The 22,051-nt window shown below is 22.4% G+C and carries 30 protein-coding genes; 5 read left to right on the plus strand and 25 right to left on the minus strand.

Annotation, left to right across the window (positions count from 1 at the left end):
- The 7 genes from ACXUB0_RS07770 to ACXUB0_RS07800 all read right to left on the minus strand — a co-directional run bounded on the left by ACXUB0_RS07770 (nucleotide 1) and on the right by ACXUB0_RS07800 (nucleotide 4,882).
- Complete coding sequence (locus ACXUB0_RS07770; protein ID WP_458257607.1) at nucleotides 1-519, minus strand: hypothetical protein; 519 nt, start codon at nucleotides 517-519, stop codon at nucleotides 1-3.
- Entirely contained in the window at nucleotides 520-1,431 is a 912-nt protein-coding gene (locus ACXUB0_RS07775; protein WP_458258313.1) for a hypothetical protein, read from the minus strand.
- Entirely contained in the window at nucleotides 1,431-2,216 is a 786-nt protein-coding gene (locus ACXUB0_RS07780; protein WP_458257909.1) for a hypothetical protein, read from the minus strand. The genes ACXUB0_RS07775 and ACXUB0_RS07780 overlap by 1 nt, the downstream gene beginning before the upstream one ends.
- Entirely contained in the window at nucleotides 2,185-2,472 is a 288-nt protein-coding gene (locus tag ACXUB0_RS07785) for a hypothetical protein (protein WP_458257610.1), read from the minus strand. Before ACXUB0_RS07785 ends, ACXUB0_RS07780 begins: the two co-directional genes overlap by 32 nt.
- A 2-nt stretch (nucleotides 2,473-2,474) precedes the next feature.
- Nucleotides 2,475-3,794, minus strand: a complete 1,320-nt coding sequence (locus tag ACXUB0_RS07790) for a hypothetical protein (protein ID WP_458258314.1) — start codon at nucleotides 3,792-3,794, stop codon at nucleotides 2,475-2,477.
- Nucleotides 3,795-3,808: 14 nt separating this feature from the next.
- Entirely contained in the window at nucleotides 3,809-4,360 is a 552-nt protein-coding gene (locus ACXUB0_RS07795; RefSeq protein WP_458258315.1) for a hypothetical protein, read from the minus strand.
- Nucleotides 4,361-4,498: 138 nt separating this feature from the next.
- The gene (locus ACXUB0_RS07800) at nucleotides 4,499-4,882 is read right to left on the minus strand and encodes a hypothetical protein (protein ID WP_458258126.1); all 384 of its coding nucleotides are present in this window, start codon (nucleotides 4,880-4,882) and stop codon (nucleotides 4,499-4,501) included.
- A gap of 123 nt (nucleotides 4,883-5,005) precedes the next feature.
- On the opposite strand from ACXUB0_RS07800, the gene ACXUB0_RS07805 reads away from it, so the two are divergent.
- Nucleotides 5,006-6,181 carry an Mbov_0401 family ICE element transposase-like protein gene (locus tag ACXUB0_RS07805; protein WP_458258316.1) on the plus strand — a complete coding sequence of 392 codons (1,176 nt, stop codon included), beginning with the start codon at nucleotides 5,006-5,008 and terminating at the stop codon, nucleotides 6,179-6,181.
- Nucleotides 6,182-6,333: 152 nt separating this feature from the next.
- On the opposite strand, the gene ACXUB0_RS07810 is transcribed toward ACXUB0_RS07805, so the two are convergent.
- From ACXUB0_RS07810 to ACXUB0_RS07885, 16 genes are all read right to left on the minus strand, one after another.
- On the minus strand, nucleotides 6,334-7,554 hold the full coding sequence (locus ACXUB0_RS07810; protein WP_458258317.1) for a hypothetical protein: 1,221 nt from the start codon (nucleotides 7,552-7,554) through the stop codon (nucleotides 6,334-6,336).
- A gap of 418 nt (nucleotides 7,555-7,972) precedes the next feature.
- The gene (locus tag ACXUB0_RS07815; RefSeq protein WP_458258318.1) at nucleotides 7,973-8,761 is read right to left on the minus strand and encodes a hypothetical protein; all 789 of its coding nucleotides are present in this window, start codon (nucleotides 8,759-8,761) and stop codon (nucleotides 7,973-7,975) included.
- A gap of 3 nt (nucleotides 8,762-8,764) precedes the next feature.
- Nucleotides 8,765-10,462 (minus strand): hypothetical protein, encoded by a 1,698-nt coding sequence (locus ACXUB0_RS07820; RefSeq protein ID WP_458257527.1) that lies wholly within the window; start codon nucleotides 10,460-10,462, stop codon nucleotides 8,765-8,767.
- A 14-nt stretch (nucleotides 10,463-10,476) separates the two neighbouring features.
- Nucleotides 10,477-11,676 carry a hypothetical protein gene (locus ACXUB0_RS07825; RefSeq protein WP_458257497.1) on the minus strand — a complete coding sequence of 400 codons (1,200 nt, stop codon included), beginning with the start codon at nucleotides 11,674-11,676 and terminating at the stop codon, nucleotides 10,477-10,479.
- 16 nt (nucleotides 11,677-11,692) lie between these two features.
- Complete coding sequence (locus ACXUB0_RS07830) at nucleotides 11,693-12,070, minus strand: hypothetical protein (protein WP_458257496.1); 378 nt, start codon at nucleotides 12,068-12,070, stop codon at nucleotides 11,693-11,695.
- A gap of 17 nt (nucleotides 12,071-12,087) precedes the next feature.
- A complete protein-coding gene (locus ACXUB0_RS07835) occupies nucleotides 12,088-12,240 on the minus strand; it encodes a hypothetical protein (protein WP_458258319.1) in 153 nt (50 codons plus the stop codon).
- 1 nt (nucleotide 12,241) lies between these two features.
- Nucleotides 12,242-12,430: a hypothetical protein gene (locus tag ACXUB0_RS07840; RefSeq protein ID WP_174481134.1), complete on the minus strand. Its 189-nt coding sequence runs from the start codon at nucleotides 12,428-12,430 to the stop codon at nucleotides 12,242-12,244.
- Nucleotides 12,431-12,464: 34 nt separating this feature from the next.
- On the minus strand, nucleotides 12,465-12,623 hold the full coding sequence (locus tag ACXUB0_RS07845) for a hypothetical protein (protein ID WP_458257360.1): 159 nt from the start codon (nucleotides 12,621-12,623) through the stop codon (nucleotides 12,465-12,467).
- 15 nt (nucleotides 12,624-12,638) lie between these two features.
- Nucleotides 12,639-13,463, minus strand: coding sequence for a hypothetical protein (locus ACXUB0_RS07850; protein ID WP_458258320.1), 825 nt, complete (start codon nucleotides 13,461-13,463; stop codon nucleotides 12,639-12,641).
- Between the two features lies 1 nt (nucleotide 13,464).
- Nucleotides 13,465-13,710 (minus strand): hypothetical protein, encoded by a 246-nt coding sequence (locus tag ACXUB0_RS07855; RefSeq protein ID WP_286640816.1) that lies wholly within the window; start codon nucleotides 13,708-13,710, stop codon nucleotides 13,465-13,467.
- Nucleotides 13,710-14,066 (minus strand): hypothetical protein, encoded by a 357-nt coding sequence (locus ACXUB0_RS07860; protein WP_458257746.1) that lies wholly within the window; start codon nucleotides 14,064-14,066, stop codon nucleotides 13,710-13,712. Before ACXUB0_RS07860 ends, ACXUB0_RS07855 begins: the two co-directional genes overlap by 1 nt.
- Nucleotides 14,059-14,208 carry a hypothetical protein gene (locus ACXUB0_RS07865; protein ID WP_338987125.1) on the minus strand — a complete coding sequence of 50 codons (150 nt, stop codon included), beginning with the start codon at nucleotides 14,206-14,208 and terminating at the stop codon, nucleotides 14,059-14,061. The genes ACXUB0_RS07860 and ACXUB0_RS07865 overlap by 8 nt, the downstream gene beginning before the upstream one ends.
- Entirely contained in the window at nucleotides 14,208-14,480 is a 273-nt protein-coding gene (locus tag ACXUB0_RS07870) for a hypothetical protein (RefSeq protein WP_458257745.1), read from the minus strand. The genes ACXUB0_RS07865 and ACXUB0_RS07870 overlap by 1 nt, the downstream gene beginning before the upstream one ends.
- 114 nt (nucleotides 14,481-14,594) lie before the next feature.
- Entirely contained in the window at nucleotides 14,595-14,888 is a 294-nt protein-coding gene (locus ACXUB0_RS07875; RefSeq protein WP_458257744.1) for a hypothetical protein, read from the minus strand.
- Nucleotides 14,889-14,890: 2 nt separating this feature from the next.
- Nucleotides 14,891-15,355, minus strand: a complete 465-nt coding sequence (locus ACXUB0_RS07880) for a hypothetical protein (RefSeq protein WP_458257743.1) — start codon at nucleotides 15,353-15,355, stop codon at nucleotides 14,891-14,893.
- An 8-nt stretch (nucleotides 15,356-15,363) separates the two neighbouring features.
- Complete coding sequence (locus ACXUB0_RS07885) at nucleotides 15,364-15,567, minus strand: hypothetical protein (RefSeq protein WP_458257742.1); 204 nt, start codon at nucleotides 15,565-15,567, stop codon at nucleotides 15,364-15,366.
- Between the two features lie 1,028 nt (nucleotides 15,568-16,595).
- On the opposite strand from ACXUB0_RS07885, the gene ACXUB0_RS07890 reads away from it, so the two are divergent.
- The 3 genes from ACXUB0_RS07890 to ACXUB0_RS07900 all read left to right on the plus strand — a co-directional run bounded on the left by ACXUB0_RS07890 (nucleotide 16,596) and on the right by ACXUB0_RS07900 (nucleotide 18,041).
- A complete protein-coding gene (locus tag ACXUB0_RS07890; protein WP_458258321.1) occupies nucleotides 16,596-16,763 on the plus strand; it encodes a hypothetical protein in 168 nt (55 codons plus the stop codon).
- A 368-nt stretch (nucleotides 16,764-17,131) separates the two neighbouring features.
- The gene (locus tag ACXUB0_RS07895; protein ID WP_458258322.1) at nucleotides 17,132-17,515 is read left to right on the plus strand and encodes a hypothetical protein; all 384 of its coding nucleotides are present in this window, start codon (nucleotides 17,132-17,134) and stop codon (nucleotides 17,513-17,515) included.
- A 265-nt stretch (nucleotides 17,516-17,780) separates the two neighbouring features.
- Nucleotides 17,781-18,041, plus strand: a complete 261-nt coding sequence (locus ACXUB0_RS07900; protein ID WP_174480370.1) for a hypothetical protein — start codon at nucleotides 17,781-17,783, stop codon at nucleotides 18,039-18,041.
- Nucleotides 18,042-18,287: 246 nt separating this feature from the next.
- Here the strand turns inward: ACXUB0_RS07900 and ACXUB0_RS07905 are convergent, their stop codons facing one another.
- Together ACXUB0_RS07905 and trpS are read right to left on the minus strand one after the other, a co-directional pair.
- Nucleotides 18,288-19,163, minus strand: a complete 876-nt coding sequence (locus tag ACXUB0_RS07905) for an HAD-IIB family hydrolase (RefSeq protein ID WP_458258323.1) — start codon at nucleotides 19,161-19,163, stop codon at nucleotides 18,288-18,290.
- A 12-nt stretch (nucleotides 19,164-19,175) separates the two neighbouring features.
- Complete coding sequence (trpS, locus tag ACXUB0_RS07910; RefSeq protein ID WP_338973834.1) at nucleotides 19,176-20,201, minus strand: tryptophan--tRNA ligase; 1,026 nt, start codon at nucleotides 20,199-20,201, stop codon at nucleotides 19,176-19,178.
- Nucleotides 20,202-20,392: 191 nt separating this feature from the next.
- On the opposite strand from trpS, the gene ACXUB0_RS07915 reads away from it, so the two are divergent.
- The gene (locus ACXUB0_RS07915; protein WP_458258324.1) at nucleotides 20,393-22,012 is read left to right on the plus strand and encodes a hypothetical protein; all 1,620 of its coding nucleotides are present in this window, start codon (nucleotides 20,393-20,395) and stop codon (nucleotides 22,010-22,012) included.
- The last annotated feature ends 39 nt before the right edge of the window (nucleotides 22,013-22,051 follow it).

Below are 22,051 nucleotides of genomic sequence, written 5' to 3' on the forward strand. Positions count from 1 at the left end.
TTATTCCTCCAATTGTATTTTATTTGAATGTTGTTTACATAAATGACATTCTTTTTTATGTTTTCTAATATTTTTATATTGATATATTAAATAAGGACTTGTAATAATAATTGGGATTGTTATTAATATATATTTAATTAATTTTCCATAATTACCTAATTTAGTTATAATATTTAATCCAATATGACCAAACATAGGAAATAACGTTAATATTAAATGGTCAGGTCAAGTAAAATTATATTGATTAGTATAATTGCCTATTCCCATTTCTATTGGTATTTTAGGTATTAATCAAGGTGTTATTGTAAAAAATAATGTTATAAACATACCAAGACTATGACTAGTTATTTTTAAAATATTTGATATTAAAATTTTAATTTTATCAATATGAGTACTATTTTTATTAAATCAAATCTTATTTAATCTTTTATATTCTTTATTATCTTTACTTAATGGATTAATAGTATTTCATATACCAATTGGTTTAATTGGTTTATCTAATTCAATAATAATTACCACCTACTTTCATGTTTTATAAAAATTAGAATTTTGTTTAATTTTTATATATTTTCTTGTATGTAAAGAATTTTTTAATAATTGTTTTCTTTCATATCTTCATTGTGTACTTCCAATTTCATTTTTAGATAAAGTTTTATATTCTTTTAATTTAAAAAAACCTTTTTCTAATCTATTAATAAAATGCATAGTTTTTTGAACATTAATATTATTTGGATAAATTACATTTGTATCTTGAGACCCGTAATACTTACCTTTTTTAGCTAATTCACTTTTAACATATTTTCTTAATTGACTTGGTAATCATTTTCTATTTCAAAATTTTCAAAATATAGTTCCAGCACCAGTACCATTTTTTCCTTTTGCTTGTGTCATTAATATTCATATTTCTTGTGGAAATGCTGGATAAGTATAAGGACCATATCATATTTGTCTTTTATCATTATCACTTTGAAATAATGTTGTTAAAGTTCCAATTTTTAAATTTTTATTATCAACAATAAATCTTCCTTTTTTAAATCATGAACTTGATAATACTTCTCATGCATTTTCTGGTATTTCTTCTTCATTTTCTTTAAATAAATTATTAAATTTATTTACATAATTTTTAACAGTTCTAATTTCTGTTGGTATAATAGAATTTTTAAAACTATTTATTGGATTTTTAAATTTATTAATTTCATTTTTTAATATAGATAATTCACTTGGTTTTAATATACTTGTTAATTTTTTAAGTATATTTGGATTAAAAACACTATATGGTTGATGTATTTCTTTTTCACTAATATTTTCACTATCAAATACTGCTTTTAATGATTGATTTTTATAATAAGTTTTTAAAGCATTTATTAATGCTAATTTAATATCATTACTTGCTAATGCATAATATATTCATTCAATAATTAAAGGTAACATTATAAACTCATATGACTATAATCTCATCTTAAATTTGATTCACTAATTTCACTAATAGCACCATATTGACTTATACTATCATTAATAAGATTTGCAGTTTCATTATTAAATGGTGTTTCTTGCATTTCTTCAATATGATTTGTAGTTTCCATAGGTAATAAATTATGAATAATTTCACTTGCACCAGCAACTATTGTTGGCACTGCATAAGCATTATTAAAATCATTATTAATACCCATAGCAACACCACTTGATATTAAACAACCACCAGTTGCCATATTTGCTATTTTACGTATAGTTTCAAATCTATTAGGTATTAATTCGCTTAATCCACCAATTAGATTTGAAATACCATAAGCATTTAAACTAAAATATGTATCTCAATCCATTAAATTATTAGTATTATTTTTCATTAATAATAAATCATCTGGAAAAGGATTAATTGGTGTTGTACTTGGAAATGGATTAGGAGTTGGATTAGGATTAATATTTATATTAGTAAATTTAGCATAATTAACTAAACCAATTGTTCCTAAACCTAATAAGATTTTTTTACTACTATTAATTAATTTAGTTTTAGTATTTGGTCTTTGATTTAAATTTCAAATATCTAAACCTAATTTTTTACCAAATAATAAACTATTAATTGAACCTAATACTGGATTTGCAATTACTTGACCATAATAAGCACTTGTACCAATCATTGCTGCTAATGGACTAATTGAAGAACGAATTATCTTTAATAAAGTATAATTATTTGATTGTATAGTTTCAGAAATTGGCATTTTCATTTACTCCTTTTAATAAATTAGGTTGTTTTTCTATTTTAATAATTACTTTACCTTCACAATGAATATTATCTCCTACACATATAGCATAAGTATCATGTACATCACTTACTATAAAATAATCATTTCTTAATTTAGGATATTCATCTAATAAAATTGCTCTAATATCATTACTTGTAGTTAAATCTGCTGGCTTTGGTGAATAAATAGTAATATTTGCTTTTTCATCAAAATATTTATAAATATATTCCATAATTATTTTTTAGAAAATTTTAAATTTACTACTCCATAATATTCAGTATTATTACCAGTCATAGTAACACTTGTTGATTTAATATCACTAAATATTGCTTTACCTTTTTCATAGCCAACATTACCAGCATTTATTATTGCTTCTTCTAATTCACCATTAGTAGGACTTGCACCAGCCATAGTTATTTTTCCTAAATTTCTATAATAAATAACATCTTCTAAATTTAATTTATTAATATCATCATATAAAGTTGATTGATAAGTTGCATTTTCATTTTTAGGATTAGTTAAAAAATCTTTTGCTCTTGCTTCTTTAATTTCTGCAAGTGTAGGCATAGTTGGTCTAATTAAATACATTAAATTAGGTCTAATAGCACTTGGTAAAGCAAATAAACATTTACCAATAATTTTAATATTATCTGTATCATTATCTAATTTTTGTCTTATTTTAGTAAATGAAATAGGCATACCTCACATATATCTATTAACTACAAATCCATGTGTATTTTTTAAACTATAATCTTTTTCTAAATGCATTGCTTTTTCAGTATCATGAATAAATTCTTGTTCTAAATAAAAACTTTCTCAAAATTCCATACCAGCAATTAAACTTGTATATCTTCTACCATACGCTAATGTATCTGCTGAAATTTGACTATAATTTAAAACCGTAAATGCTTTTGATAATCCTAAATTACTATCAATACCAGTTGCTCCCATTAAATCTTCTCTATTAGTTCCTACAGTAATATAATTTACTAATTTAATTAATTTATTATTTCTTGCTCAAATTGTATAATAAGCTTCTTTTGCTTGTTCTGCATTCATATTAATTAAATCTAAAGGTAATACTAATGATTTAGCAATAGCATAATCTTGAATACCATTTAAAAATATTAATTCTAAGTTTTCACCTAAATTTCTCATAAATGAAGCTGTTCAATTTGAAACAATTTGTACTGCAATATCTTTTGGTGCTTTCATAAATCTTTCAATATCAAATTCTGGAATTTCAAAATCAATTGTTAAATATTTATTAATTTCTAATTTAGTTGTATAAACATCACCAATTTGTCTTTTAGTTCCATTTTTTACATCTCATGTTGAACCTCATAATACACGTACTGTTGCTCTATATATTGCTATAGCAACACCAGCCATTTCACCAATTTGAGAAGCACTACAAGTTCCACGCATAAACATGGTTGATTTTTCACTTGTTAATTCACCACGTACTTGTGCTTCAAGTACACTTAAAATAGCATTTTCTGTTGGATTATTACCTTTAATAAAAAATGCTTCAGGTATTTTTATTGCTCCCATAATAAAACTTCTTTCTATTTACTAATAGATTGAAAAGCTTCATTTCTAGTAATTTCAACTAAATCTTCTAATTCTTTTTTATTAGTCATTCCTTGTGTCGTTGCTTTATTTTTTAAATCTTGAGCAATTTTAAAATGGTCTAATGAATTATTATGTAATTTTAAAATTAAATCAGTAGGATTAATTGAATTATCTTGTTGTTTATTTTCTTGTTTAATAACTTCTGTTTTATCAATTAAAAAATCTTTATAATCTTCATTTATTTTATTAAATGCTTCTTGTTTAGATAAAGATTTATAATTATCAGTACTCATTAAATTTTTAATTAAATTTACTTTTTTAGTATCTTTAATATTTGAAAATAATTGTTGCTCTTCAAAACTATTAATTTTATTTTCATATTCTTTTAATTTTGTTTGATATTCATTTATTTTTGGTTCTAATTCTTTTTTAAGAAATTCATCTTTTGCTTGTGCATATACAACATTTCTTTGTTGTTTTAAAGTTTCTTGTAATTCTTCAAAAGTATAAGTTTCTTTTTTTTCTTTAACTTCAAAATTAGACATAAAAATACTCCCTTGTTAATAATCGCTTTTTTGATAATCCCTTGTAACTTATGTTAATAAATAACATAATCGCTTTAATATATTATATCATTTTTTCCCTTTAAAATAAAGAAAAAAACCTATATTTATTATAGGTTTTTAATCATTATTTTCTATTTTTCTTGGTTCACAAATATTAATAATTATATTACTATTATTTGTTTCTATATCTTGATTATCTATTAAATCATCAAACATTTCTCTATGATTTGTTCTTAAATATAATCATTCATATTGTGCAACTTTAGTTACATTTTTTAATCGTGCAATTCCTATTTTAAGACATGCTTTATCATATTCTTTAATAAAATCTTTTTGTCATTTTGTCGACCTTCTTCGGCAATCAAATATATATTTATTATCCACATTTAAAATATAATTTAATTCTTGTTTAGTACATTTTTTTAAATTATCTTTATTTTCTCTTAAATATTCTTGTATTTTTTCTTTATAATTTCCTAATTCTTTTCTTTTTGCTGGCATATTATATCACCTATATTCAATAATTTATATATTAATTATAACATTTTAACTAAAGTATACTACAACACTCACCAGTTAATTATTGTTATACTCAAAGTCATGTATTTAGAAAGGAATAATTTTATGCCTTGAAAAAATGATAAATATGATTATGATACTTTTGATATTGAACATGCAAATCAAAAATTAGAAGATTATAATAAAGATTTATTAGATTATGATTATTATTGATATAAAAATAAATATGATAAAACTAAATTTAAATTAATACAAAGAAGAATGAAATTATTAATTAATCCTTTTGGAAAATCTTATCTTCCATTACGGATATATAAAAATTTAGAAACAAATGAAAATATAATTCCAGTTAAACAAGCAATAGGAATTAAAAAATATAAAAATTGTACTAATAATTTAACATTATTTATAATTAAACAAATACATAAAGGTAAAAGACAATGTGATATTAAAGATATGTTACCTTATTGTAATATTTCTAAACAAACTTATAGTAATATAATAAAAAATACAAAAATTGAAATTCAATTACCAATAAATAAATATGAAGTTAAAGATTATTTACATATTGATATGGATGATTGTTTTGAATATTTAGCAAATGAAAAAGGAATAATTGAAAAATATTGTATTAGAATTTTCAGTCTTTATACTCATAAAATTAATATTTATAAAAATAGGAATCAATTACAAAATAAAACATGAGCATATATGATTTTTAAACCAAGTGATAATATAACTCAAGATAAAGTATATGATTTTATATATACAACTAGTATTAATCATTATAATATTAAAATTAATCATTTTACTGATATATTTTGACAAAATAATAATTTAATTATTGGTGGAGATGGTGCATTATGAATTAGAGCAATGGCAAAATGATTTGGTGGAAAATATGTATTAGATTGTTTTCATGGTATTAGTTATTTATGAAAAGCATTTATTAATGTAAAAGGTAAGAAAAAAGCAGATACAAATTGACCTAATTATTTTGATACATCATTTAATTTTAAAAATGGTAATTATAATGAATTACTTGATATTTTAAAACCTAATGTTGATAAAAAAACATTTAATTACTTTGCTAATAATGAACAAGGAATTATTAATCAAGGTAAAGATTGAAATATTGGTTGTCATGCTGAAAGTACTGTTTCACATTTAGTTAAATCTTTAAAAGGTTATGGTGCAAAATCATATAATTATAAAACATTTGTAAATATGTTAAATACAAGAATTGCTCATATAAATAATCAAAATATTATTATTTGTTAATTTTATAAAATTAAATAAATCTAAACCTAAATAGTTAGGAATTTTTAAATTATATTAATAAAAATGTGGTACAAAATACTTTATTTTTTTTAATTAATGTGTTATAATTGTTATAACAATTAAAGATATTTTTCTCTCATAGAAAATATACTTTATACGCATTTTTTAAACGACCAATTTTTATTATTTTCTTTAGTTGTATAATCACCATAACTTATATATATTCTATAATGTGTTTTATCTTTAAATATATATTTTATATAATTTTGATTATTATTATTTTTATCTGTTATAACTTCTCCTACTTCTTTTCATTGAGGAATATTTGGACTTGGTGCATTTTTTAATTCAATATCTCATTCATTTTCTCTAATTTCATTAGTTTCTAAACTATATGAATTAATTTTTATAGGTTTTTCTATATTTATTATTTTTGGTGATTTTATTTCTAATGTTTTACTTGATAATAAATATGTTTTTTCTTCATTTCTTTGGTCTTCATATAATTTAATTAAAAAACCATTATTATCACTTATTAAAACACCATCACCCCTTACAATTAATTGTGTATCATTATTACTATCTAAAACATTACCAGCACCACGTCAAATAAAAGTTTTAGTAATAACTGGATTACTTGCTTTTTCATTACCTCAACCATAATTTATCTTATATAATTTATTTTTTATTAAATCATATTTAATTTCTTTTTCATGGGTATTTATTTTTCCAACTTCTTCTCATCTAGGAATATATTTTAAATATAAAGCATATAAATAATCTTTTAAATTACTAGAAAAATTTATAATTTCATCATCAATATATTTTTTATTTGGAATATCATTTTTATCTGTTAAATATGGACTTTTTATATATGTAAATGTTTGTTTTCCAGCAATAGCAATATCATTTGTAAAATGTAAACTTACTTTTTTTTGTTCTTCATCATCAAATATTCTATTTTCATCAACTGAACTACCACCAGCAGCACTAATTTTATTATTTTCATCAATTTTAATATTGTCACCAGCAATTAATTTATCTTGTTTTTTATCTAATAAATTATTAGTTTCTAGTTTTGTATAATAATCACGTTCAGTATTTTCTTCTGCTATAAATTCAGTTGGTGTATCTATTCCTTGATATTGATATATTTCTTCTATATCACCAATTAAATTAATTTTTCCACGTTCAGGATAAGAATTACCGCCACCACTAAATTCTTTCTTTTTATTGTTATAGTAAATCGTTCCGGTATTTAAAATTGTTTTATTTTGGATTTGTTCACTATACGTCATGGAATCAACATTTAGCAATTCAAATTTATTAAAAACATTATTTAAATAAATTTTAATTACTTTATAAAATTTCATAAAGTTATTTTCTGTTGAATATTGATAACTGATTTTAATAAAATATCATTTAAATATTTCTATATTATTATTTTCAACTTTTTTTCATAAAGGACTAGTTTCAATATTAAATCAATTATTTTTAACATCATTAATATTTTCATTTGCTTTAATTAATTCAGTATTTAATTTGGTAATTTCATTTTCATTAGTAGTAATTCGTTTTTGTTGTTTAGCAGAAAAATCACAAGTTGGTGCATGCGTATAATCACCAATTTGTGGATTATTTTGTAAGAACCTGTTTAGGATCTTTTTTAACTTATTTTTGATTAAATTAATATCATAAATGTTATTTTATAGTTGAAAAATAAATTTTTAATCGATAAGTTGTCAAATGATAAAATCTTTTTAACAAAAAAATGACAAAGAAAATAAAATGTTAATTAACTGTCAGGTTAGAAATAATTATTCCCTTTTTTAGTTTAATTATGTTTAAAAGATTCCAAACAGGTTCTAATGCTTCGGGTGGTAATGTACCAATTTCATCAGGTCAATCTAAAATCATTGTTTCAGTTTCTTTATCATAATCAGTTGCAACATAACCTTTATTAACAAATTTACTAACAGGACCTCTATATATTTCATTTTCATTATCATCAACTAAATCATCATATAATTTAATTTGTTTTGATAATGTAAATTCTTTTTGCTGTTCAATTAATTCATCAACTTGATTTCTAGTATAAAATGATTTTAAATCAATTTTTTCAACATCTATTTCATCATCATTATAATTTGATAATATTTGTTTTAATTCTGTTAGTCTTGCCAATATTTTCATTCTACTTGGTGCTAAATCTCAAACATTAATTGTAGGAATACTATTTGCACTAAATTGACTACCATTATTAAACTGAATAGTAGCATCAACATTAAATTCAATTGGTGTACGATTAAATACTCAATGTTCAGCGGTTACAAAAACCATATCTCTTAATGTTTCTTTAATTAATTCATCTTTAAAACTATCAAAAGGAAATTTAGATAAAATAAAACCAAGATAAGCATTAATATCATTTTGAGCACGAATAGCAAAAGTTTTAAATCAATCATTAACATTTGGTCATGTTTGTATATATTGCTGTGGTGTTTCTGTAATTTTTCCAGTTAATGGATATCAGTTATTATAATTTTCTAGACTGACACCAGTTCAAAGTTTATTAATCATATTTTATCATTCCTTAAAAAATGCTTTTTTATAATGTTTAGTTTTTGTTTTAGTTTTTCTATGTGATATATGTATAATTTCTTTTTGTAATTTCTTTTTACCTTTTTTTACAACTTGACTATATGCAAATTTTTCTAAATGATGTAATAATCCAGTACCAAATACAGTATTTACTGAAAATTTTAAACCAACACTTTTAAATGATTTATTAATATTTTCAATAGGATTATTAATAACATTTGCTACTTTATGATAAGTTCTTACGATTCTAAATATTTCTCTATATACTTTAAAACTATCTCTAATTATTTGTTGAACAACCGGCGGAGCAAATGCTATTGCTTTTAATCATTTATTTTGATTAACTCCATAACCAATGTATCAACCACTATATCAACGATATCAATGGAATGGATGTATTTGAGCAACAAAAGTTTCTGCTTTAAGAATACTATCAACAACTGTAATTGGTTTATATTTAGGATTACGATAATAAATAGTAATTGCACATTTATCTAATGATAAAGGTTGAATTTTACAACCCATAAATACTGGTGAATTTAATGGAATTAATTGTGCATGTTTAATTGCTCTTTTTTCTGCACTAGTAAATAAATCAGTTGCTTTTTCTTTTAATTTTTTAATTTTCTCAAATGCTTGCTTTTCTAACTTTTCAAATTTTTCTTGTAATTTATATATACTTTCTCGTAATTTTTCAAAATATGATGTATTTTTTCAAAATTTATTTAAACCTTTTTTTAAATAAAATCTAATATCCAAATATTTAAAAATTTTATTTGCATTTAAAACAATCTTATGAATTGAACTTTTTTTAAAATTAAATTTAATAGCATTAGCACGAATTTTTTGTAAATCTAAAATTAAAGTTTTTCCATATCTATTTTCTGTATGTATTGTATGAACTAAATTTAATCAATCATGTTGATTCATAGATAGTACTTTTTTTAAATCAGTATTATATTTTTTTAAAAAATTATTTGCTTTTTCAATATCTTTAATTTTAAACTTTGGAGTTAATTGAGGACTTAATTTTGTTAATGTATTTTGTAATAATAAGTAATCTTTTAACTCTTGTGCTTCTAATTTTTGAAAATTATTTTTATATTGTCTTTCAGCAACATAACCTAAATCTCGTAATACTGTTTCACGATTAGGAGTAAAACTATAATTCATTAAATAACGTTTATTACCAATAATTTTATCTGTTAAAATTTCTTTTCCACTTACTTGACTTATAATTTCTTGTAAGTTTTTTGCTTCTTTAATTCCAACTTGTTCTAATGTTTTAGTTTTTTCTGCTAATTTAATAAATTTAGTAGTACGATAACCACGACTAATTTTATTAAGTCCAGCAAATGCAGGAAGTATATTAAAGAAAGTATTTAATTTTGTTACATTTCCTTTTAAATAATCATAAACTTGATTAATAGTAAAATCAGTTAAAAACTCTACACCAACAGCACTAATACTAGCAATTAAATCACTTGCACCTAATCCAAGTGCTACGCTTTCACTTAATCCACCAGTAAAAGGAGCAAGTGCTACTGCTATAACTTGTACACCAATCATTTCTAAAATTTCTCATCAAAAACTTTTATTTTCTTGTTGGTTACTTGTTCTAGTATGTTTTGGTTTATTTATGTTTAAAAGTATTGCTGTACTAGTTGTACCGATTGGCATGGTATTAATTTCCTTTATTTAAGAGTTATTTTAATTGGATTTGTTGTTCCTTTATAATTTAAGTCATTAACATTTGCAGTAATAGTTATATATAAGTCACCTGCTTTTTGTTTTTGATTACTTACATTAGTTTTTCCTTGTGCGTCACTAAAATATTTAATAGTTGGATTTGTTAAATTTGGATTTAATGATTTAAGTTCATTAGTACTTTTTATTTGTGTATTTAATTCACTATTATTGTTATTAACATTTGCAGTAATATCAGTTGTTAAATTTGTAATTTTAGTTTTTAAATCAGTTTTATCAGTATTAATAATTCCACATGCCATTCAACGTGATGTTGTTTCATTATTAGAAATATAAGGTATGGCTTGACCTGTAACTTCTCCACCAACTAAATACATTCTTCCAACTTTACCATCTGCCACTTCTTGAACATAAATAATTGTATCTTGCAACATATATCTTTTCATTGCTCTTGGTGTTGCTAAAACAAATGACATAATTTCATCATCATTTTTATCATTTTTAAAAGTCATATAGTCATCCATTACAATTTGACATAAAACACCTTTAATATATAAATCATTACCATTTAATCTTAATTGTTGTGCAATTTCATTATCAGTAATTAAACCTTTATTATCTGCCAAATAAACTATACTATCATAAAGAGAATTAGTAATAAAGAATCTACAATTTGCAATATTTCTATATTGAAATAATGTATTTCATGCCCCCAACATTGCTTCTACATATTTAATTGCTTGTGCTTTTGGTTCTGTTGATTTTTCAATCATAAATTTAATTGCATATTTTGCAATTACATTAGTATTGTTATTAGCTAAATAATCTGCTAAATCATTAGCAACTTCATATTGCATACTTTGTAATAAATTTTGACCATTTTCTGCTAATAAATCTTTTGCTGCAATTGTTTCGCCAGCAACGGCTTCTTCTGTAATTTCTTTAATAATTTTATCTGTATCAGCATATCCAACATCTATTCTTTTACTTTTATCATTTCATTGAAGAACTTTAACTTTTGGGTCTTTTGGTTTTTTAACTATAAATTCAATTCTTGTTGAATTAACCATTTCGATAGGAAAAAAACTTGCCCACGGACTATTTGATTGTTTAAAAAATTCTATAAATTCTGGTGCTTCTACTAATTTTTCGGTATTATCTAAATTTTGTTTGAATGGTACTGCCATTTTTTATTTTCCTTCCTTATAATTTATTTTTATTTTTATAATCCAATAATGTACTTTTTATTGAATTTGGTTGATTTGTTATTATTGTTTGTGGTTTGCCACCTGTATTAATTGTTTCTTTAAATACTGGTTGTTCTTTAATCATTTTTTTAATAGTTTCTTCAATTTTTGAATTTTCTATATTACTTGTTTTAAATTTTAAATAATCATAAAATTCAGTTTTAACTTGATATTTTTTAAATATATTAATAATTTCTTTTTCTTTAATTTCTTGATTAAGTTTATTTAACTTATTTTCTGCTTCATTAACTTTATTTTCTATTTCTTGTGAAGAAGCATTATTTTCAGTTAAAGGTTCAGTTGTTTGTTGAACATTATTTTCATTTTCTAACATTTAACATTCTCCTAATCTTATCCCAATAATCAATCTTTAACTAATTGTGGCATTTCACTTATTAGTTTTTTATAATCATTAACAGCATTTTCTAATATATCTAAATCAAAATCTCTATCAATTTTGATATTATTTTTTCTATATTTTTCATTAAATTCAATTTTTGTCATATTATTTTTCTCCTTTATTAATTTTTTCATTTAATTTTGCTAATTTTTTTTGGTGTTTTATAATTTTGTTATTTGCTCTAACATGTTTTGGAGTTGTAATAAATCTTTTTAATAAAACAATAATTTCTCTGCAAATTAATGTTCCAACACTTGTTCCAATAATTATTAATTCATGTAAAAATTCTTTCATCTCAATATTTTCCTTTCAATTATTTATTTTTTAATTATTCATCAAATTGACCACCATTAATTCTTTCAATCATTGATTGTGAATTACTTATAATTTTTACTAATACAGATATTTCTTTATTTAATTGTTCCATTCTTTCTTTATATGATTGTATTTCTTGATTATAATATTCAATTATTTTTTCTTTATTCATTGCTTTTCACCCCCTTTATAAACTCATGTGATTGTAATCTCAATTTAATGAAGCATTATCAGTATTTAATGGTACTTCGCTCATATTATCACTACCGTATTGACTGGTTGTTTCACTATTAATTGAAAATCTATTATCATTAATTAATCTTGTAGTTTCATTATTAAATGTTGTTTCTTGCATTTCTTCAACATGATGATTTGTTTCCATAGGTAATAAATTATGAATAATTTCAGATGCCCCAGCAATAATGGTAGGTACTGCATAAGCATTATTAAAATCATTATTTATACCCATAGCAACACCACTTGATATTAAACATCCACCAGTTGCCATATTACAAATTTTTCTTATTGTTTCAAATTTATTAGGTATTAACTCAGTTAATCCACTAATAAGATTTGAAATACCATAAGCATTTAAACTAATATATGTATCTCAATCCATTAATGACTGATTATCTTGTTTATCTAACAATAATCATGGTGGACCCTCAGTTGTAGTTGTAGTAGTTATTGGAGTTGGTGTTGTTGGAATAATAGGATTAATATTATTTTCTGTTCATTTACTATAATTTGCTAAACCGATTGTTCCTAAACCTAGTAATATTTTTTTAGAACTATTAATTAATTTTGTTTTAGTATTTGGTCTTTGATTTAAATTTCAAATATCTAAACCTAATTTTTTACCAAATAATAAACTATTAATTGAACCTAATACTGGATTTGCAATTACTTGACCATAATAAGCACTTGTACCAATCATTGCACAAATAGGACTTATACCGGTTCTAATTAATTTGGTTAAAGTATAATTTGATTGTGTATTTTCGTTTGGCATTTTATTCTCCTTTAATTTCTAATTTTTTAACTGTTACTTTAATTCAACCTTGATAAACATCATTATCACCAACTATTAATGCAACATTACTTTCGGGGTCAGAAACAATTATGTGTTTTGATTTAACATTTGGATATTGTCTTAAAATAATTGCTCTAATATCATTACTTGTATGAATTGCTTTGGGAAATGGTGATAATATTTCAATTTCATCTTTATTTTCAAACAAAGTAGGTAATATTATCATTAGTCAAATTCTCCATTTTCTATTTTTTCTTTTATAGTATTAATTGCTAATAATATCCCGTAATGTGTATATTTATCTTGTTCATTTTTAAATTCCATAAAATGATAACCATAATCAGTTTCCATATTTTTATAATATTTATTTAAATATTTAATTAATTTTTCTTTATATTCATTAATATATTTTTGAGCAATTTTTCTTCTTATATTTTCAACTTTAATCATATGTTCTTCACAAAAATATCTTACTTGTACATTATCTTTATCTAATTTTGTTGGTAAATTAGTACAATTAGTTATATGTTTACCAACTTCATTAACTTCACTAAAACAACATGGTATATTTTCTTTATTCATTATTATCAACTCAACTTTCATTTAATCATAAAAATATTTCATGTAAAACTAATATTGAATCTGCTTTATCTTTATACTTAAACATTAAATCTGTTATATATTTACGTAATACACTTTTATTAACTCTATTTTCTTTTTTCATTATCAAATGTCTTCATTTTCTAAATCTTTAATTAACTCAAAAGCATCAATATATGGTATTCCATCATTACCTTTATCTAATTCATCTTGTATTTGTTCTTTAAGAAAATTAATTAATTTTTCTTTATATTCATTAATATATTTTTGAGCCATTTTTCTTCTTATATTTTCAACTTTAATCATATCTTCTTCACTAAAACAACATGGTAGTGGATCTTTAAAACAATTTTGACAATTTGCTCAATTATAATTTTCTTTACAATCTTTACACATTTTATTATTTCTTCTCCTTAATTTTATTTATATTAATAACTAATATTTCTAAACAATTCATACATCAATAATTAGTTAATGAAATTTTATTACAATATTTACATTTATTCATTTTTACTCTTTTCATTTTTTAAATCATTTAACATTAATTGAACAAAATGCACGATTTATATTCATATTTCAATTATTAAAGATTTCACCAGTTACTAAAATTTCATCATTTTTGTTTAATAAAATACATCGGTTATAAAGTTTTGGTTTATTAAAAATTAAAGTAACATAGTTTAATCCATTTCATTGACCACGAACACTATAATATAATTCTTTATTACCTTTTTCGTAATATTTTGCTTCAATAGTGTTACTAAGTTTTACTGTTAATTTGACATAATTTGTTTTATCTTTCATTTTTATAATTTCCTTAAATAATTGTCAAAAATTAATATTTTTTTATGATTTTTTAAATAATATTGAATATGCTTATATGCATCTTGTTCATGTTTTGTTAATTTTATATTTCCTTTATAATTTGTTATTTTATTTTTATTTTTTGGTTGGTTTTCTAGATAATCTCAATTCATAACATCTTGTACTAATACCATTAATGAACCAATAATTTTAGGAGTTGCTAATGGATTAGTTAATAATTGTTTTGAATTTAAAAAGAAATTTTCTACAATAACTAATATTTTTTTATCAATAAATTTTTCTTTAATTAATTGAAATTTTTCTTTATAAATATTTTTAGTTCATAAAACAGTTAATGTATTGAATGTTTCATTAAAAACAATATTATTAGTTTCATTTGAATATATAACAATTCCATTATTACCAATACCAGCAGGGTCAATTCCAATAATTAATTCATATTGCATTAATTAAGTTAACCTCTAATAACTGTTTTAATAATTTCTAAATCACAATTACATCAACAATATTTACATTCTTCAATAAATTCTTTATGACCACAAACTAAATTATCTTTTTTTAAATCATCAATCAGTTTAATTAGTCCTATTTTAAATTCAATATCATCACTGTCTGGTATGCAAATCGTTACTCTTTTAGTTAAATATTCTTTATCCATATTTATACCTCCTACTTAACCTAATATTTAAAATACAGTCATAACAAATCGCTTTACTATTTTTATCTATTAAAAAATATTTTCTTGTTTTTATATCATTAGTATTAAAGAATAAATAATCAAATTTATGTTGTTTACATGTTCAACAAAAATACTTTTTCATAATAATTCTTTCTAATATATTCTGTTGCTTCTAGCATAAAGAATATATATTTTGATTTTTATATTATTAATACTATTAGTTTTATTCATTCCAGAAATTCTGGGCTCAAAAATAAATTGTGAAATTTTAAAAAACATTGAGGCATTCGATTCAATATTTATTTAATTTGTGTTTAGCAAATTAATATTTTAATTGAACCGGCACCGCTCAATTTTTTTTACAAGTTTGAAATTTATTTTCTCGCCCAAAAATTTTTTCAAAAAAAATAAAAAATAAAACCAACACTTGCTCACTGGGGAGTGGCAAGGTTGGTTAAATAAAGAATAGAATTAATACAATAGGTCCCTACAACAGGTCTATATATACTAGTTTCCAATTCGCTCCCACCCCAAGAATTACCATTACTGGTTAGTATATTTTATTAGGTATCACTCCACTTTTTATTTATTCATGCAAGTCCACATGCTCTAACTACTATTTTTAACAACTGTGTTGTAGTTCACTTTTTTAGTTCCCTAACACGTGTTGATAATAGCGTTAAAGAGGGTTATTAATTATTAACTTTCTCCTACTTGGTCACTGCGTGTAGTAGATATTTAAAGAGTGTTAATAATAAAAATTTTAAAATTTTACAATTACAAAAAAAGACAAGATTATTTCTTGTCTTTTTCCTTTGATAATAATTTTTATTTTATCTTATAAAATCTATATTTTTTAAAATACGTCGAATATAAATTTAAATTTAAGGGTAAAAGAAAATTTAATTTGTCTATCATCATTTTTAAATGGTAATTTTGGAAATAAGTTACTACTATGATAATTAATTATTTCGTAAATTTGACAACCGCCCTATAAAATCCATCAAATGGCAATTAAAGAAAGTATTGATGAATTTAATAACTTGTATGATAATAATAAAAGTGATGTAATTTGAAGTAATTATGATAGTTTACAATATGATTTAACTCATACTAAAATTGGTGGTAAAACCATTGATGTTAATTGAGTTGAAATGTATAAAAAGCTGGTTTAAATAATGAACAATTACAATTAGCAGAGCAACAACAATTACGTTTTTATAATATTTTTGCTAAATTTTTTCATAAAAACACTGTTATTAAACTAATTCAAAAAGTAGCACCAGTTGCTGTAAGTGATAGCACAGTAGCATGAACTGCTTTTAATTCAGAAGCTGATAATCAACGTATGGGTTATGGTCCTGAATTTGCAAATATTAATTTAATTGATCAACAATTTCAAGTGGGTTTTGTTCTTCAGATCAAATAATTAGTGTTACAACTCACGAATATGGTCATGCTTTAAGTAATTTTATTGGTTTAAGTGCTGATGAAAGAAATTCATTTAATGCTAATTGAAAGTGACCAGATAGCAGTTATAGTGATGTTAATACTAATATGACATCAGTTTAATCATAAACTAACTGTTAACAATGATAACAAACAAATTTATGATCGTACTTGATATTTAATTGATTATTTAGGTCAACAAGCAAAATTAACTAATATTAAGCAAAAATTATTATTTGGTTTAATAACAGTTAATAGTAATTATGGTCGTAGTGCCTTATTTAATGGTAAATATAATATAAATCTTGATGATGAATTTTTTGCTGAAAGTTTTGCTAGATGAATTTTAACACCTCAGAATCAGCGTGATTGAGGATGAGAATTGGAAAATAGTTTTTTCTTAGAACCTGTTTGGAATTTTTTAAACATAATTAAACTAAAAAAGGGAATAATTATTTCTAACCTGACAGTTAATTAACATTTTATTTTCTTTGTCATTTTTTTGTTAAAAAGATTTTATCATTTGACAACTTATCGATTAAAAATTTATTTTTCAACTATAAAATAACATTTATGATATTAATTTAATCAAAAATAAGTTAAAAAAGATCCTAAACAGGTTCTTACATTATTTACCAACGGTTTTATAACATTTTACTAGTTAAAAAGGAGAAATAATTCTCCTTTTTTATTATTTGGTATAATAAATTTAAGTAAAAGAATTGAGGAAAGTAGGTAATTTTATGTTTGGCAAAAATATCCATGATCATGAATCACAGCAAAATAGTTGTTTAAAATGTCAGTATGAAAAACTTTTTAAAACAGGTAAAACATTATTTGATGAATGAGATAAACAACCACCAGCACCTGCTCAATTACTTAAAATAAAAAAACAATTAAATGAATTAAAAATTAAAATTGAAGAACAAAAAAATGATTCGGAATTAAAGTTTTGTGCCAATCACCCAGAAATTTTTGACTTCTTGCCTTTAGAAGTTTTATAGTTTTTTGTATTAATAGTATTAAAATATTTATATTTAGTAGAAGTTTAATATAATTAATGCCCTATTGTTTTGAAAAATAAAACAATAGGTTTTTTATTTTAGTATATTAAATTTATAAAAAACTTTTTTAAATAAAAACCTATTTACTTTAAAAATAAAGTAAATAGGTTAAAAACTTATATTAATGTTTAAAAACTATATCATATTACAAGTATGGAAATAATAGTTAATATATTTTCATTTCCATTAAATATAAATTTCACTTTCTTCATAAAGATTTAATAATTTTGATAAATGATCACCAACGCCACCCTCATCATTAGTTTTAGTAGTAATATCATTGGCAATACTTTTAATAACAATATTACCATTTTTCATTGCTACACCATAGCCAACTTCCATCAACATTTCTTTATCATTAATTTCATCACCATAAGCAATAACATCTCTAATATCAACATTATAATATTGAGCCAAAATGCGAGCTGTCATTCCTTTATCAATAAATTTACTTGAAATTTCAAAGATTAGTTTATTATTATCATAACGATTTCAAGTATTTACCTTAATTGAGTTTGAATATTTTTCCAAGTCACGATATACTTGATCAAGATTAGTATTTTCTTTAAATTCAATTAAAATGGCATTAGCGCTCCCTTTTCAATCACGAATTAATTTACTAATTGTAAAAGTATCATTTTCAATAGTATCTAAATGAAAATAAGTTTCAAAGAAATCATCTTTTTTTCAACATACTGCTTTGTTGTAATATTCAATAACCGCGTTTTCAATTTGTTGAAAAATATAGTCTTCATTTAAAATATGTTTAACAATTGTTTCAGAAATTGGAAAAACTAATCGTTTGAATTTTTTGATTTTTGGATCATGAATATGGCCACCATTAAAATTGCATAGTAATGTATCAAGACCTAATTCACGATAAAATTTAATTGATCCACGATAAGGTCGACCAGTGACAATACAAACAATATGACCTTGTTTTTGAGCATCAATTAGTGATTTTTTAGTATTAATATGAATTTCTCGACCACCACTTTTTAATACAGTACCATCTAAATCAACTAGGATTAAATGTTTTTGTTTTTTATTGTATAAAGACATTGTCTCTTCCTCCTATCTTTCTTTCTCGATAAAATTAATACCCATTGTGTCTTGAACAAAGTTTAATTTTTTAGTAGCAATATTATTAGCAAAATTTGCACCTTCTTCTAAATATTTTGCTAATTGTGATGATTTTTCATTAATAAATTCTTGGTGTTTTTTTTGCATTGGTTCTAATAAATCATTTATTACTTTAATTACTTCTTCTTTTAAAAAACCATAATTGTGATTGCTGAAGTATTGTTCACAAGTTTTGATATCTTTTTTAGTAATGCTAGCATAAATAGTTAATAAATTACTAACTCCAGGCTTATGTTCTGGATCAAATTTAATAATATTTTCTGAATCAGTAACTGCTTTTTTAATTTTATTGGTAACTTCTTGTTTGCTATCGCTTAAAAAAATAGTATTTTTTAGATTAGTATCAGATTTTGACATTTTTTTTTCAGGTTCTTGTAAACTCATAATTTTCTGTGCTTGTTTATCAATAATTATTTTAGGAATTTTGAATAAATCAGTTTTATAATTGTTATTCATTCTTGTTGCTAAAGTTTTTGTCAATTCTAAATGTTGAGTTTGATCAACACCAACTGGCACAAAATCAGCGTCATATAGTAAAATATCAGCAGCCATTAATGCTGGATATGTAAGAATGCCTGTTGGAATACTAATCGTTTTATTTTGTTGATTTGTCATTTTTTGACTTTTATCTTTAAATTGTGTCATTCGTTCTAATTCACCGACATAACTATTACATAATAATATATATCCTAATTGACTATGGGCTAAAACATCAGATTGAATAAAAATATGAGATTTATTTGGTATAATACCAGCAGCAAAATATCAAGCGGCAATATCTTTAATATTATCTCTTAATTCTTGTGCTTTTATTGGTAGTGTTAATCCATGTAAATTTGCAACAAATATTAAGAGTTCATGTTCTTCTTGCAATTTTAAAAAATTATTAATTGCTCCCAAGTAGTTACCAAGAGTTAATTTTCCAGTGCTAGTTATTCCAGATATAATACGAGCCATATATTTTGCTTCCTCCAAATTAATTTTTTAATATAATTAATTATCAATGATAAAGTTAAATAATTCAATTAATTATATTAAAATTTGTTTGATTTTGATATAATAAAAACATAAATTAAAAATAGTTTTTGACCCATAGCTTTTATTTTTTTAAGAGTAATAGGTTTTTTACTTTATAAAGGAGTTTTTTTATGTTATTTGGAGAAGAAAAATATAAGGATGATTTACAAAAATATTTAAAGAAAATAGAAGATCGAAACAATGTGAAAGAATATCTTCAAACTCTTGGGTTAAAACTTGAGGAATTAGAAATCAAGAAACAAAATATTGCCGAAAAACAAGCAAGTTTTGAATTTGAAAGAAAACAACTAGAAGATATATTGAAGAAAGCTGAAAGTCAATTAAGAAATATCAAAGATAGTGAAGATAAAAAAACATTTATTGAACAATATGTTAATCAGATGACTGATAAATTAAAAGCAGTTAATGAAAATATATATACTTTAGAAGTTGAAAGTAAAGAAACTGATAAAGATATAAAAAACAGAAATCTAGACAAAGCAGGTAACAGAAGAACCTTAGAAAGAATTAGAAATGAATTATTTAATTTAAAAGAAATAATTCAAGAATCATCTTTTTTTAATGGTAGTTTAAAAGCATTAAAAGAAAATATGACAAAATTACAAGAAGAAAAAACTAAAATATTAAATTTAAAAAAAGAAATTTTAAAAAAAGAAGAATTGAAAGCGGAATTACAAAGTTTAGAAAATTTAATTGCATTAATAAAACAAAAATCAGAAATTGAATTAGAAATTGAAAGATTAGAAAAAAACAAGGAACAATTAACAACAGACATTGATGCAAATAAAGGTCAAATACAATCTATTTTAAATGATAATGAAAGTTCTAAAGAACAATTAATCACAAAAATAGATGAAATAAATTTAAATATTAAAACATTAAATGACAATATAGATGCAAAAACTAATTCAATTTCTTGTTTAGAAAAAGAAATTAAAAGTAATGAAGAAAATATTAGTTTAAAACTAAAAGATTCAGAAAATATTTTTCAAAATATTATAGTTTTACAAGCTTGAAGAGATAGTATTTGACGTCGTGTTATTTCACTATTAACTTTTGGCATTTTTTGTAATTACAAAAGTGTTCAAAAAAAATTAGATAAAGAATTTGTTAATCGAAGTAATATAAATAAAGAAATTACTGATTTACGAATGGCAAATGAAAAAAAAATAAAACAAGAAAAAGATTTGTTTAATGAGATATTAAAACATAAAAAAGAGACAAATATATTAAAGGAAAATTGACTAGTATTAAAAGCACAATTAAGCAAAAAGAATAGTACTAAAGAAATAGAAGATTTAAAAGTGACTAATAGTCAAAAACAATTTTTATTAGAAAATACAATACTAAAAATTAAACAACAAAGAGAAAAATTAAAAAATATTTCAATTGAAAATATGCAACCATTAACCGATTTAGAAATACTTCAAAAAGAAAAAAGTGATAAATTAAATTCATTAAATTCCATTAGTTTAGATAAACTTGATAAAGATATAGAAACACTAATAGTAAGAGAAAGTCAATTAAAAATAAAAATTAATGAAAATAAATCATCTATTTCAGATTCTAGTTTAGATAATTTTAAGATAGAAGTAGAAATTGAAACAAAAAAACAACTTTCAGAAGTAGAACCATTTACTAAAGTAAAGCCACTCTTAGAAAAGAGTAATTCTAATGATTCTGGTATTGATATAATAACAGAATCAATTAAAATGATAAAATCAGTTTAATTTATTAAGCTATTTAAATTAAATTTTATTCATAAAATA

Source organism: Spiroplasma endosymbiont of Dactylopius coccus (genome assembly GCF_977110965.1).